At 45.0% G+C, this 14,393-nt stretch carries 13 protein-coding genes and 1 pseudogene; 11 read left to right on the forward strand and 3 right to left on the reverse strand.

Features of this window, described 5'->3' with window-relative positions; genetic code table 11:
• The first annotated feature begins 65 nt into the window (after positions 1-65).
• The 3 genes from ACN6MW_RS29845 to ACN6MW_RS29855 all read left to right on the forward strand — a co-directional run bounded on the left by ACN6MW_RS29845 (position 66) and on the right by ACN6MW_RS29855 (position 3,957).
• Positions 66-515 carry a MerR family transcriptional regulator gene (locus ACN6MW_RS29845; protein WP_364140014.1) on the forward strand — a complete coding sequence of 150 codons (450 nt, stop codon included), beginning with the start codon at positions 66-68 and terminating at the stop codon, positions 513-515.
• 66 nt (positions 516-581) lie between these two features.
• On the forward strand, positions 582-1,541 hold the full coding sequence (locus ACN6MW_RS29850; protein WP_419873362.1) for a WG repeat-containing protein: 960 nt from the start codon (positions 582-584) through the stop codon (positions 1,539-1,541).
• A 421-nt stretch (positions 1,542-1,962) separates the two neighbouring features.
• Positions 1,963-3,957, forward strand: coding sequence for a WD40/YVTN/BNR-like repeat-containing protein (locus ACN6MW_RS29855; RefSeq protein ID WP_419873363.1), 1,995 nt, complete (start codon positions 1,963-1,965; stop codon positions 3,955-3,957).
• A gap of 196 nt (positions 3,958-4,153) precedes the next feature.
• Here ACN6MW_RS29855 and ACN6MW_RS29860 read toward each other — a convergent pair whose 3' ends face one another.
• Complete coding sequence (locus ACN6MW_RS29860; protein ID WP_419873364.1) at positions 4,154-5,194, reverse strand: zinc-binding alcohol dehydrogenase family protein; 1,041 nt, start codon at positions 5,192-5,194, stop codon at positions 4,154-4,156.
• Between the two features lie 312 nt (positions 5,195-5,506).
• Here ACN6MW_RS29860 and ACN6MW_RS29865 point away from each other — a divergent pair.
• From ACN6MW_RS29865 to csaA, 6 genes and pseudogenes are all read left to right on the forward strand, one after another.
• A pseudogene (locus ACN6MW_RS29865) lies at positions 5,507-6,249 on the forward strand (AI-2E family transporter); the annotation flags it as partial.
• An 816-nt stretch (positions 6,250-7,065) separates the two neighbouring features.
• On the forward strand, positions 7,066-7,641 hold the full coding sequence (locus ACN6MW_RS29870) for a TetR/AcrR family transcriptional regulator (RefSeq protein ID WP_419873365.1): 576 nt from the start codon (positions 7,066-7,068) through the stop codon (positions 7,639-7,641).
• A gap of 359 nt (positions 7,642-8,000) precedes the next feature.
• Positions 8,001-8,852, forward strand: coding sequence for an SDR family NAD(P)-dependent oxidoreductase (locus ACN6MW_RS29875; protein WP_419873366.1), 852 nt, complete (start codon positions 8,001-8,003; stop codon positions 8,850-8,852).
• Positions 8,853-8,895: 43 nt separating this feature from the next.
• On the forward strand, positions 8,896-9,990 hold the full coding sequence (locus ACN6MW_RS29880) for an FAD-dependent monooxygenase (RefSeq protein WP_419873367.1): 1,095 nt from the start codon (positions 8,896-8,898) through the stop codon (positions 9,988-9,990).
• Between the two features lie 153 nt (positions 9,991-10,143).
• Entirely contained in the window at positions 10,144-10,395 is a 252-nt protein-coding gene (locus ACN6MW_RS29885) for a putative quinol monooxygenase (protein WP_419873368.1), read from the forward strand.
• A 46-nt stretch (positions 10,396-10,441) separates the two neighbouring features.
• Positions 10,442-10,774, forward strand: a complete 333-nt coding sequence (gene csaA, locus ACN6MW_RS29890) for a chaperone CsaA (protein ID WP_076161921.1) — start codon at positions 10,442-10,444, stop codon at positions 10,772-10,774.
• Positions 10,775-11,153: 379 nt separating this feature from the next.
• On the opposite strand, the gene ACN6MW_RS29895 is transcribed toward csaA, so the two are convergent.
• Complete coding sequence (locus ACN6MW_RS29895; RefSeq protein ID WP_419873369.1) at positions 11,154-11,972, reverse strand: SDR family oxidoreductase; 819 nt, start codon at positions 11,970-11,972, stop codon at positions 11,154-11,156.
• 28 nt (positions 11,973-12,000) lie between these two features.
• Positions 12,001-12,249 (reverse strand): PadR family transcriptional regulator, encoded by a 249-nt coding sequence (locus ACN6MW_RS29900; RefSeq protein ID WP_419873370.1) that lies wholly within the window; start codon positions 12,247-12,249, stop codon positions 12,001-12,003.
• 178 nt (positions 12,250-12,427) lie between these two features.
• Here ACN6MW_RS29900 and ACN6MW_RS29905 point away from each other — a divergent pair, with 178 nt between their 5' ends.
• A complete protein-coding gene (locus tag ACN6MW_RS29905; RefSeq protein ID WP_419873371.1) occupies positions 12,428-13,666 on the forward strand; it encodes a sensor histidine kinase in 1,239 nt (412 codons plus the stop codon).
• Positions 13,663-14,331: a response regulator gene (locus ACN6MW_RS29910; protein ID WP_419873372.1), complete on the forward strand. Its 669-nt coding sequence runs from the start codon at positions 13,663-13,665 to the stop codon at positions 14,329-14,331. Before ACN6MW_RS29905 ends, ACN6MW_RS29910 begins: the two co-directional genes overlap by 4 nt.
• Positions 14,332-14,393: the final 62 nt, after the last annotated feature.

Below are 14,393 nucleotides of genomic sequence, written 5' to 3' on the forward strand. Positions count from 1 at the left end.
TAGAGCCTTCGTGTTACACGAAGTCAAGCCATCTTCAAAAATTTATTTTCCAAGGAGGACTTTACATGCATACTGTCAAAGAAGCCGCGCTGATAACGGGACTCACCGAGCACGCTGTACGCTTTTACACGGATAAAGGGTTGGTGCCAAGCGTACAGCGAAATGAGAATAATATACGGCTGTTTGACGAAGAATCGATCAACTGGCTGCATGGCGTCAAATGCCTCAAGCAATCCGGGATGCCGATTGAAGTCATCAAAATGTACGTCGATCTCTGTCTCGAAGGGGATTCAACCATTCCGCAACGCAGCGCACTCATGATGGAGCATAAAGAAGCGGCGCTCGCTAAGCTCGAAGAAGCTAAACGGCACGTTGCCCATTTGGAAGAAAAAACCACCCTGTATCAGGCCATTCTGGAGCACCGCTGTCCAGACACGACCAATCCTGGCAAATGGGACAAAATTCAGCATATGCATAGTGACGTATTTTACTCGCCCACTGTTCGGAAGGCGTGAGAGAACTACGTGAGATTTTAAACTCCTGATTGGCTTGGCAATGAACAAGATTCACATCAGTCATGATTGAACTTACGGGAAACTATAGCTACTTCTTTCACAGATGGCATAGCTGCTGTTTTCCAGAACAATAAAACGAAGTTCATTTCAAAATCCGGCGAAACTTTGTTGGATACAGATTATTTTGGAGTAAAGAATTTTTCTTGCGGCCGTGCATTGTTTCAAAATAACGGTAAGTATGGCTATCTAGATATACACGGTAAGATTGTAATTCCTCCTAATTTTGAATATGCCTATGATTTTTCGGAAGGATACGCCACCGCAGTCATACCTAATGGTATTACATTGGGGAGAGCGTTCATTGATGTAAATGGGAATTTTATTAATGATCAGATATATAATAACTCCATGCACTTCAGAGATGGTATCGTATCCGTACAGCACCCTTCTGGAAAGCACGGATGCATCAATGCAGCAGGCGAATACGTAATAGATCCTATATCTGACGATTATATCTCCTTTTCTGACGGGCTTGCTTCAATAAGTGTAAAAGGTAAGATAGGATATATTGACTGCAAAGGTCAGATCGTTATTCCACCAAAGTTTGGTTATGCTGGTGATTTTCGAGAGGGAATGGCGGTAATTGGTAAACGTAATAAATTCGGATTCATTAACAGATTAGGTGAAGTCATAGTCGAAACTAATTATAATGACGCGGAGGATTTTTATGAGCAGTTGGCCCCGGTCAAACTAGGAAGGAATTGGGGATACCTGAATCCAGACGGAGAATTTGCGATTGAACCAAGGTTTACGGGCGCTTCATGTTTTAGCGAGGGCATAGCATTAGTTTATGAGAAGAAAAACATTACGTTGATGAAGCGTAACATGGAGATGATAGAGCTAGGGGATCAGTACGAGAGGTTAGAGAGTTTTTCGGAAGGACTCAGCGTAGTGACAATACGAGAAAGAAGAAAAACATATCCTATCACTATTCATAGTACAGAAGTAACTTTCTGCAAAGATTAACCGCCAGGATTTGAACCTGGTATGATTCATCGCTTCATGAACCGCTTTTTAAAAGAACAGAACCAATGAATGTAAACCATCTGGCTCTATTTTTTATTTAAGATGCTTCTTTTTCTTTAAGGGCGGTTTCAATAATCCGGTGATTTTTTCGAGCATGAATGCTTAGAGGCAGCTCGCTTTACAAAGTAGTACAAACGTCGGAGTTGAAGGGGTACTAATTCCAACACCTGTTTAATATCAGCCTCCGAGTTTAAACTCCCATTATTTAAATATATAGTCTTATAGACCTATTAATTTAATTGGTTCTAAAGGCATATAATGGGGATAGGGACTCAGTTCAATATTTATGAACCTTAAACAAGGTTCATTTTTTTTGGATTGACCCAATACAACATCGTGGGATAACAACTAGGAGGAAGCTATGCACTGGAAAAAAGCAGTTGTAATGATCATTTGTGTCGCATTGGTATGGCCTTTTTTGAGAGTGAATTCAGTAGTATCGGCTGCATCATCTTATGAAAGCATTGACACTATCACGCTGCGGGAGGCGCCTTACTCTATAGGCGAAGGATGGACTATGGAGTCATCATACAGCTCTAATCCGCCTTACTCTCTAGCGAAAGGCGATAAGGAATATGTTGCCGTTGGTCCCTATGGAAGCGTGATGAGGTCAACGGACGGACGGAATTGGAAGGCTTTGTCGAAGTTTGGAAGCTATCAACTCACAACCATCGCTTGGGATGGAATGAAATATGTTATGTTTGGCTCAAACACGGAATATGAAAGAGAAGCTGATTATGCGTCTTCCGAGGCATTTGCGTCTACCGATGGACTACAGTGGAAGAAGATCGCTTTTGAGCCGGGTGAAGCGATTCATTATCTCACTTGGGGAAAAAACAATTTTGTGGCTGTGGGACGGGAGCATGTATTCACTTCCAGTGACGGGGAGAAGTGGACCAAGACCCTCACGTTTGGGGTTAAGTATGGCTCGCATCCGATTGAATATGTTAACGATAACTATTTTATTTTTGGTTATGAAGAAAAGAAGGTATATACCTCTAAGGATGGGCTGAATTGGACAAGCAAGCCCCTTGATACCAAAGCCAATATTATTGATATGATATGGGTCAAGGATCATTATCTGGGTGTAGGAAACGGGTTTTATACTTCGAAAGATGGGTTGACTTGGAATAAACAAAGTAGATCGCCAAGTAACGTCAAGCTGCAATCGCTATTTACAAACGGGAAAACTTACATCGCAGTTGGAGATGTCCGAACTAACACTTCCAGCCGGCAAGTATCTTATACCTCTAACGATGGGGTGAATTGGAAGCAGAATGACTTATCCAATCTCCATGTTACGGTCTATACGATGTATCCAGTCGATGGTGGGTATGCCGGGTTTGGTTCTAATAAGATGGAAGGTCATCCTGACGGCACCTACGCTATCTCTACGAGCGACGGGGTTAAATGGAGCTACCGGTTAGCAGGAACATCCAGAAGCGGGGATTTTAACGCAGTAGCTACCAGTGGGAAAAGAACGGTAGCCGTGGGCCTGCAAGGGAGCATCATTTACACGGATAATGGAACGCAGTGGAAGAGCGCGAATCCTTTTTCATATAAAGAGGGTTTAGGGAGATCGAATTTGTTCGATGTCGCGTGGGGCGCGAATAAATTTGTTGCGGTCGGCAACGGTGGAGTCTATGTATCTTCCGATGCAATCAGTTGGAAGCCAGCAAAGGTGACATTTAAAGATAAATACGGAGGTTTAAGTAAAATACTATGGACAGGGAAGTTCTTCATCGCGTCTGATCAAGTGTATGGTGTGTATACTTCCAAGGACGGACTTACCTGGACTAAAGTGGATAGTGTTAGTAAATCGGGCTATTGGCTCACCTCGATGGTGTCGGATGGGAAACGGGTGTTGGCCGCATTCCAGATTTATAACAACGGCAAGCAGTATACGAAAATCATGCAGTCCACGAACGGAACGGTGTGGACGGGGTTGGCGAATCTGGCTGTTATGCAAGCCGATCTGGCTTGGAACGGTGAGCGTTACATGGCGGTCTATCCGTATGATGCGACGAAAATGTGGGTATCAAAGGATGGCAAGACATGGTCGAAGTCTGCAGTTAATCTGGACCAAAATGACCGGTTTGAATTTGTTACGTCGTTTGACGGAAATTTCTTCGCCTTCAACGATTCTCTTGCGGAAGTAAACGGGGATTATGTAACATATAATTCTTATTATGTTTCGAAAGACGGCGTTAAGTGGAATGAGGTTCCTGTTCCAAAAAAATATTCATTTGAAATCAACGGCAATGAAATGATGAAGGACGGTGTTAAAGCGCACGGAAAATATATATTTGTTGGTGCATATGGTCAGATTATGTATAACAATGGATTAAAATTCTGAAGATCCGATTATTATTAAATAAACACATAAAGTAAAAACACCGGATCGGAATATAAAAGGAGGCTATCCAGCTAAGGATGGCCTCCTTTATCTTAAATTTAAAGGTCGACTGCTAGCAGCAGTCGACCTTCTATTTATTTACTTTTGCCGAATCGGACAACGGAAATCTAATATTTCTTTTTTCCTAGTTCAGGTTTTAAACAAAACCCTCTAGAACAATCTTGCCTACCGCCCTATTGCTCTCCAACAGCTTGTGGGCTTGGCGAAGATTCTCTGCTGAGATCGGCCCAAGAACTTCGGCGAGCGTTGTTTTCAGTTTTTGTTGATCCACCGCATCCGCGATCCGATTGAGCAGCAAGTGCTGCTCGATCATATCATCCGTTTCAAAAAGTGAGCGCGTAAACATAAACTCCCAGACGAAGGTGACGCTTTTTTGCTTGAGCAGATTGAGGTTAAGCGGAGATGTCGGATCATCGATTGCGCATACAACCCCTTGGGGAGAAATGGCTTCGCTGATGCCAGCCCAGTGTTCCTCCAATGCATTCAGGCAGAAAATGTACGGAACGCTTGGAAACCCAATGGCCTCAAGCTGCGGAAGGAGCGGGTCATGGTGATTGATCGTATAGTCGGCGCCCATGGATTGAACCCATTCGACCGTTTTCGGCCTGGATGCAGTCCCGATTACAGTGAGCCCCGCTTGTTTGGCAAGCTGGATGGCAATGGACCCTACACCCCCCGCTGCCCCAATGATAAGAAGGGACTTGCCTACGTTGGCGCCCGGATCTTGGGAAATCAACATGCGGCTAAATAATGCTTCCCAAGCTGTAATAGAGGTTAAAGGAAGGGCTGCCGCTTCGGTGAAGTTGAGGGAAGCAGGCTTGCGCCCGACGATTCGTTCATCGACCAGATGGTATTCACTGTTTCCGCCTTGTCGTGCAATGCTGCCCGCATAGAAAACTTCATCCCCCGGACGGAACAGCGAGCAGTCCGGTCCCGTCTCTTCAACAATTCCTGCTACATCCCAACCCAAAATTTTAGGGACATCTTCAACTCTGTCTTTCGGCGCCCGCACCTTGGTGTCAACAGGGTTGACCGATATGGCCACAACTTTGACCAAAATGTCACGCCCCGTCGCTCGTGGTTTCTCCACAACTAAGTCTACCAGGCTTTCCGGATCTTCAATTGGAAGGTATCGGGTTAGTCCTACCGCCTTCATGGTTCCCATCATAAAACACATCCTTTCCTTACTAGTATACCCATTGTGAGGCACCACTTAAAAATTTGAGTTAATGAAGCGTCTCAGTATTACTACATCGGAATACGGCTTGAGCAGGTTATTAGATCCGGAGAGACGGTAGTGTCGGTTCGGCAACCATGAGCTGAGTTTGAATAAATCTAAGGGGGCTGTCTCAGAAGTGAAACCATCTTAGCAGCTTCTTTCTTTTACATTGCCGAGCCCCGCTACATTATTAATAATGGGTATGTTGTTAACACTGTGCGTGTTATCTGAAACTTCATCATTGCTTTATTTGGACATCGGTTTGAAAAATTAATCGGAAGCGCGTTTTTTAACCGATTCCAGCATATGACTGGATATAGCTCCACGGATTGGACTAATACGGTAACAGGACACTTGACTTCGTTTGGTCATCAGATGGTGAGTAGCTTAGTGAGCATTGTGGGAGCTATAACAGAAACGGTTTTAGCCATTGTCGTCGTCCCATTTAGTTTGTTTTACCTTCTGAAGGATGGCAAGAAGCTTCCACATTTCATTCTCAATCTCATTCCTACCAAACTTCGAACTCAATCCTTCGAGGTAATGGAGGAAATGAATCATCAAATTAGTTCTTATATACGGGGACAAGTCATCGTCAGCTTTTGCATCGGACTTTGTTGTATTTGGGCTATTTGATCATAGGCCTGAAATATTCTTTGGTTCTTGCCATCGTAGCGGCTTTCACAAGCATTGTCCCTTATTTGGGACCGGTAATAGCAATTACTCCCGCATTGATTGTGACATTCGTTACTTCACCCGGCATGCTTCTTAAGATGATTATTGTATGGACAATCGTCCAATTGATTGAAGGCAAATTTATTTCTCCGCAAATTATGGGAAAATCGCTTAATATTCACCCAATTACGATCATTTTCGTTATTTTGACTGCGGGGAATTTGTTTGGCGTGATGGGAATTATCTTGGCGGTTCCCGGCTATGCGGTCCTGAAAGTGATTGTCACTCATTTGTTTCAATGGTTTGAAGGCCGTTCTGGGCTTTACAGAAATTCGAAGTAAAAGAAACGGTTAGCTCACGAAGAAACCCGCCGGCTAATAAGCCAGCGGGGATTCAATCTTACGTTCAAATTCGCCATCCTGGCCAACACGGCAGCCATCGTTGCCTGCTACAACCATCCGTCCGAAGACCGCAGGTCCCATTCACGGCATAAGCATGGATCAGTTCGCACCGGATAATAAGGCTACTCGCGCTGAAGCATTAAGTCTTATCATCCGTTCATTGAAGACGGATAATAGCATAGCTAAACTTTTTCAATAGAGAAAGCGACTTACTAAAAATGAAGCTCTAGCTGAAGCAGCCCCGTTTATTCCTAAAGATGCTGTTAGGTAAAGGTATATGCGGTAGACGGGGGTCGTGATGTTATTCAGTACGAGAACAATCTTTTTGCGGTAAGATTAAAAGGATTTTATGACTTTGCAGCTACTCTTGGTTCTGAATTTAAGCCTGGAACATTCATTTTGTTGTAATTCATGACGATTAAGGAGTTTATTCAGTTGTAGTTGGGACAGGTAACAAGTCCTAACTACAGCCATCTACCACGAAAGGCACCCGAACGGGTGCCTGTTGATTTCGCTCTATAGATGTTACGGTGAACCTTATCACAAGTAGGGCGAACCATATTATTGCGATTTCACTACTAGGTTTGGCTCTGCCAAACCTAAAATATCCACAACAGTAGCTCCATCTCTTCTGTACAATGAGGAAGTTAATCTGAAAGAAAAATCCTCAGTACCTTTTGGGGCTACAGGGATAATGGTCACAGACGTACAACCTTCGTCATGGACATACGCATATAGCACTGCTATAATGGGCTTATGAACACATATGACAAAATATTGGCAGCTGCTCTTAAGGTACTCGAAGAGGAGGGCGGAGCCCAATTTTCGACGCGAGCCGTAACTGCGATCGCGAAGGTTACGGCCCCTACACTCTACCACCATTTCGGCAATGCCGATGGACTCCTGAGTGCAGCTATAGTGGAAGCGTTCAAACAGTTATTTGAAAGCAAGATTGCCGCAGTGGAGTCCACCATCCCAGAGATGGCTCTTCGGCAAGGATGGGATGACTATGTCCGCTTCGCGGCAGCCCGTCCTCGGATTTATGCGGCGATGATGGGGCGGTTGCTCGAGGGCGCCCATATCGAGGCGGCAGAACAGTCGCACCAAGCACTGGTGCAAAATATTCAGAGAGTCGCTGCCGAAGGCAAATTGGCTGTGCCAACCCAGGCTGCGACAGATCTGGTCTGGGCTTCCGCCAATACGGCCTCTTGGCTGTATGTGACGGCCCAACTTCGCAAGGCGCCCCCGCCCCCGCCCGACGTCGTTGATCTCATTCGGGAAAGCGTAATGCAGATTATTTTGATCCAAAGGCCGGACGCCGATTCAAAATGAGAGATTCGATGACAGAGTCTTGAGACTCCAGGCAAAGCCTCAATTGGGGCTTTGCTATGCTCCATGGTAAAGATGAAGTTCCAAAAATAGTGGCACATAAGAGAGATCGCCTATCCAAGCAGGATGGCGATTTTTTTCATTTTCAGAGGGATTCGATGATCTCACTCCTCACGCGACGGTATCTCGTGAGCGCCGAAGTATATCACGCAGCGCCCGCCAAAACGATATTCAGACCGCAGGACAACACTTCGAAAAAAGTCTATAGCACCGCTATAGACAGTTTTGTATAGCGGTGCTATAATAACCGTATAACAGTGCTATACAGTGATCCATATCTTATCCAACTTAGGAGGGTTACTATGTCATTCAAAACTCAAGAAATGGTCGTTGTCACAGGTACGTCCAGCGGCATCGGCAGGGCTACCGCAGAGCAGCTCGCGGATGACGGATTTCACGTTTTAGCTGGGGTTCGTCGTCAGGAAGACGCCGACAAAATCAAACGCAAAAATATCGAGCCGGTGATCGTTGACGTTACCAATATCGAGACACTAAAGGCGTTGGCCGAACGGGTGGTGCAAGATCCGTCTGGTCGCCCTTTGCGGGCCGTGGTCAACAATGCCGGCATCGCCGTTAATGCACCTCTCGAGATGGTTCCACTCGATGAATTTCGCCGCCAGATCGAAGTCAGTGTGATCGGACAGGTCGCGGTTATTCAGGCGCTTACCCCGGCCTTGCTGAACAGCGGCGGACGCGTGGTCAATATCGGTTCGCTTGGCGGCAAGGTCTCCATGCCCGGTTTCGGAATTTATTCGGCTGCAAAGTATGCTATGGAAGCGATCAATGACAGTCTTCGCAGGGAGATGTCTTCGTTCGGCTTAAAGGTTATCATGATCACTCCGGGTGGTGTCAGCACGGGCCTGTCGGAACAAGGGATTACGACAGCGGAGCGGCTGGCCAAGTTAATGACGCCGGACCAGCACAGGCGCCATGATCGTCTTTTTGATGCCGTGAAGGCTCAGGCTGAAACATGGGCAACGGACGGTATCCGCCCCGAGAAAGTGGCGGCAGTGGTGTCACGAGCAATCCACGAAAGGAAGCCGCGCACCCGCTATACGGTCGGTCGCGATTCGGCATTGCTGACCCGACTGGTCCGTATTCTCCCGGACAAACTCCTCGATCGGATGCTCCGTAGCCAGATGAAGCTGCAGTAACGGGCATTTTACGAATGCCCGCCATTTCAAAACGGGAGAATGAATGATGTCACAAAAACAGTTTGAACATGCCATTATTGTAGGTGGATCTTTAGGTGGTCTAATGATGGGGCTTGCGTTATCCCGTTCTGGTTATGCAGTGACCATTCTTGAACGTGCAGATTCATCATTAAGAAATGGTGCTTTTATTCGCTTACACTCAAAGCCTTATCGTAATAGTGAAATTGAACGAGAATTAAGACACTTGGCATCCAATGGTAACAACAATGTTGAAGCCTGGTCAGCCATTCAAGAACGTTTGCGCAATGCAGTCGCAAATGAACCTGGTATTACCCTTCAGCACCATACACGAATTGTTAGTGTTGGGCAAAATGAATCATCTGCTTGGGCTACCAGTGAAGAGGAGCAGACGTTTAAAGGAGACTTTTTGATTGGCGCAGATGGATATCGCAGTATTGTCCGCCGTTATTTAAGCCCTGACAAACCATTTGCGGATTATGCTGGCTATCTGGTTTGGGTAGGGAAAGTGGATGAAAAATTGCTGCCAAAGAAAGACTGGAAAAAACGGCAGCTTTCGAGCGCTTATTTCAATGATAGTGCTGCCGGTACATTGACAACTGCGGTGATGCCAGGGATTGAGGGGGGGACCAATCCTGGCCAGCGATGGATAGGTTTTTGCTGGTTTGATCATTCGCATAATCAATCGCTGTCTGAATTAGGCGTGTTAAAGGACGGGATTGCCCAGCATTCCTTATACGGTGAAGCTATTCCGGATTCGCTGCTGGAAGAACTATCACAAACCAGCCAAGCCAATTGGAGTAAAGAAGATGATGCCATATTGCAAATCGCGATTAAGGATCGCAGTTTAATCGGTGCACCTGTTAATGAATACATCCCTAATCTATTGTCAAAAGGAAGAATAGCCATAATCGGCGACGCAGCTCATACCATGTCACCAATGACGGGCGCAGGCTTTAATGACTCACTTGACGATACGGTTGCCATTATGGACGCCATTAAAAAGTATCCGAATTCGATCATAAATGCTTTGAGTGAATACCAAACACGCCGTTTAGATGTGGTTCGTCAAGATGTTCTTGCGGGCCAAGGCTTTAATCGTTCTTTTGGACGCTTATAACAGCATGAAGCTAAGCCATTGATACACTGGAATTCAACGGTAAAGTTAAAAATGCAGTAATTATAATTAGGAGGAATTAGCATCAACGATACAAAGAACCGTTACGTTACTGTACTCTGGGAGGCGAGAGCTAAGGCAGGGAGAGAAGCCGAGATGAAGGCATTTATGACTGCTGCTGTCACCCCGTCGCGCAACGACCTGGGCAACATTGACTACGAGGCTCACGAGGTGGAAGGCCAGCCCGGCACATTCATCATCTACGAGCGCTGGGAAAACCGGGATGCTCTTGATCGGCACCTGAACGCCCCCCGGATGCAGGAACTGGTTCCCCAGCTATTAGAACTGATGGAGGGATCCATTGAGGAAGGGATTCGACTCCTGCGACCGTTCCGCCCAGCACAGTAAAATGTAACACGGAGCGGTTAAAGACTTTAGTGAAGGAGGCAAGACGTTGGCAACGATCGATGATTTTGCAGCACTAGATATTCGTGTCGGAACGATTAAGGAAGCGGAGTTTTTTGAAGAAGCAAAGGTCCCTGCGATAAAGCTTAAGATTGATTTTGGACCGGAGATCGGGATGAAATCCTCAAGTGCACAAATAACGAAGCGTTACAAGGTTGAGGAAATCGTAGGGAGGCAAATTATAGGAATCATCAATTTTCCTCCTCGGCGCATTGCGGGATTCAAATCGGAGGTATTAGTTTTGGGAGGAGTCCCGGAAAAAGGAGATGTTATTCTATTAAGGCCGGATACTGAAATGCCTAATGGTACTCCTATTTCGTGAAAATAAGGATCTACGGCGATGCTTTGTAAGTCTCCAGTAATAGCTGGAGACTTATTGGTATATACAACTCCGAACTGCAATCCTCTGTCTGAATAAAGTTCCTTAACGAATTTGAGTTTGAAAGATAACTCAACAATGGGCTTATCTATTGTTAGTCGTACTACCATTCCATGTAGACGATTTAAATTATAAAGAGCAACTTTAAGGCCATAGGAAGATTTTTCCTTACATATGATACGATGAACCTTACCACAAATGACGGCTAATTCCCTTGTAGCTGTGTTGTTCCGGGAGCTAGCAGATCATCTCTGATTCAGAGAGTTCTAAGATCTCTGAAGCGATGGTTTGATGGATGGGACTTCTGAACGCGGGTTCCTTTTCAGGAAAAATGCTGGGCTATATTTGTTAGGTATTGCATTTCATCCGTATTTTCTTTCATATGAATGAGCATCTTGGCATCTTCCCCTACGATATATCGGAATTGATTTGTTCCATCGGTGGCCACTTGGTATGTGGTTTCAGCAACAATTTCTGGAGGTGAGGCGTATGACGGGTGTTTCTCCATCTCACCCAATTTATTCCGAAATGCAGTAGTAAATCGCTTATAGTCTGTTAATGCATCATTAAAAAAGAACTCCATCGATCTTCCGCCAAAGTCCGTTTTAATAGCACCTGGTTCAATCAATTTTACCTTGATGTTTTGTGAGGCTAATTCATAGAATACCGACTCGGAAAAACCCTCCACCGCAAATTTGGATGAATGATACAAAGACATCGTAGGAAAGGTCACTCTCCCGCCCATAGAAGAGATATTGATCAACAGACCTTCTTGATTGGATCTAAAATGTGGCAGCATAGCTTTAGTCATTCGGATCAGACCAAAAACGTTCACTTCAAACTGTCTTCTAATCTGCTCTTCCGTAGCTGCTTCTATAAGACCCATTGTTCCATACCTAGCTTTATTAAGAAGAACAACAATTTTACCAAACCGCTGGGTCGCTTCTGCTAACGCATGATGAATCGTATCTTCCTTCTCAACATCGAGCCTAAGCACTAACACATTACTTAATAAATTGAATTCAGTTTCCTGTTCAGGTGAGCGCATCGTGGCTACAACGTTCCATCCTCTTTCAGCAAAATGTTTTACTGTAGCTCTACCAATGCCCGTTGAAGCACCTGTGATAAAAATGGTTTTCATAACATTCCTCCTAAAAGTTTTGCGAGCGTTACCTCATCAACATGTTTGTACAAATTTTATTTCGTAATCGTTCGTTTTCCTGGAGCACATTTTCCTTAGTGATGAACCCTTCCTTTTCCATTCGAGCAAGTGTGGGATATATGATTCCATAGCTAGAACTATAGAAATTAGAGAACACATTCTCCAATAACTGCTTTATTTGGTATCCGGTCAATGATTCTTTCATAAGCAGGCCTAAAATAACATCCTGAGTGTTCAAAATTAACCCCCTTGTCATGTAGAAATATTTGTAAATTATGACCACGATTTATCAGATCGATATATAATGTGTCAATATATATCCCGAAGGATGGTATCCCTTAGCCAGTAGGCTTGCTTCGGGAAGCGTGAAAATTCGATGAATGGTAAACCTTACCACAACTGATAGCTAAATGTGCTAATATGGGGTAAGTGAGGTGAAGAAGTCTATGATCCAAGCGATTAAGAACATAAGAAAGAGCCCCCTTTCATGGGGACTAATTTTCGGTGTGAAGCTCATCCTTGATTTAGCCTTAACCGGTGTTTTTTATTTTGAACATTCGATTACAATTTTTTGGAATTTGATCATTGTTGTGATTTCAATCTTGATGTTCCTTGGGATTAATTTATTTTATCTCCATAGGAAGAAAAGGAAGAATTGGCTTCTTCACATCCTCCTCATCGATTTCATGGCATCTGCTGCTTACGGCTATGTTTATATAAGTGGGGATTTTCCGAATCATTTATTCATCGGGATTACCGCTTTGGCGATTCTGATGTTTGTCAAGAGCACTCGAATGCTGGTCATTACTTGCATCCTGCTGCTTACCATGTATCTTGTAACGATGGGCAGTATTGATTGGTATTTATATAAACAACTCGAAATAATCAGCTATTTTGTTTCTTGTTCGTTTATTATATTCTCAGGTATCGTAAGCGCAGTTATCCAGTATTATCAACGCGCTCGGGAGAATGTAATGCAATTGTATGCCCAGTTGATGCAGTCACATGAGCAGCTGCAGGAGTATGCGCTTCAAACGGAAGAGTGGGCAGCAACAAGGGAAAGGGTGCGCATTGCGCGGGATATTCACGATACGGTAGGCCATAAATTAACGGCATTATTGGTTCAAATGCAGTTGGCTCGCAAGCTGAACATGACGGATTCCCCACGCAGTCAGCAAATCTATCAAGAATGCGAAGAGTTAATCAAATCGTCCTTGCAAGAGATTCGGCTGTCAGTAAGGGCTATTCGGGATGAACCGGCGGGAGGTATCTCTCTGTATGACAGTCTCGAGAGGTTGAGTGCCGAGTTTACGAAATTCACCGGAATACAAACCACTTTTGAAAAAAAGGGGGTTCCCGTTGTTCTGCCCCGCAACCTTCAGTTAACGGCTTATCGCATGGTTCAGGAGTCCCTTACCAATGCACAGAAGCACGGCCAAGCAAAGAATGTGAATGTGACATTAGCCTACTCGGAGAGCGGATTTTCGCTGAGCATACGTAACGATGGGGTCGTCCCTGATGAATTAAATCCAGGTTTTGGTCTAATCGGTTTGCAGGAAAGGGCGAGGGAGTGGAATGGAGAGGTGCGATTTTACCTGGATCGGAACGAAGGGTTTGCTGTTGAGGGGTCATTTCCCTATTCTGCCTTGGAAAGGGAGCGTGTCCAGCTTTGAAAGTTTTGATCGTAGATGACCAGCGGCTCATGAGAGAGGGACTTGCCGCTCTTATCGGTCTTGAGCCGGAGATGGAAATTGTAGGGACGGCAATTGACGGCAGGGATGCATATGCGAAGGCGCTGGAGTGGAAGCCGGACGTGGTGCTGATGGATATCCGAATGCCAGGAATGGACGGCATCGAAGGATCCGAGTTGATCTTAAAGCATATACCCGAGACCAAGATTTTGATAATGACTACCTTCGATGACGCGGAGTTAATCATACGGGTTTTGGAAACAGGTATCCATGGCTATTTGCTGAAAGATATGCCCTCCGAGGCGATCGTCAGCGCCATTCAAACCATATATAACGGAGGGACGGTGCTTCAATCCGATATTACGGCCATGCTGTTGAATGAGTTTAAGAAAATATCGGAATCGAACTTGGATAAAACAAATCCCCTCAGCACTAAGGAAACTGTCGCTTTAGCGGCTCTGACCGAACGCGAGAAAGAGATCCTCGCTTTATTGGGTCAGGGATTAAATAATAAAGAGATGGCAAGTATCCTTGTCATCACAGAAGGCACAGTGAAAAACCACGTTTCAAACCTCATAGCCAAGCTTGGTCTGCGAGACAGAACACAAGCTGCACTCTTTGCAGTTCGTCATCAGGCACTCATCTAATAATGGCATGACTTTTGGCATAGAGCATGATATTTATCATGCTTTAGCGCACAAATGTTCTG

Origin of the sequence: Pristimantibacillus sp. PTI5, from assembly GCF_048572955.1 — a bacterium.
In the GTDB taxonomy this organism is placed as follows: Bacteria; Bacillota; Bacilli; order Paenibacillales; family Paenibacillaceae; genus Pristimantibacillus.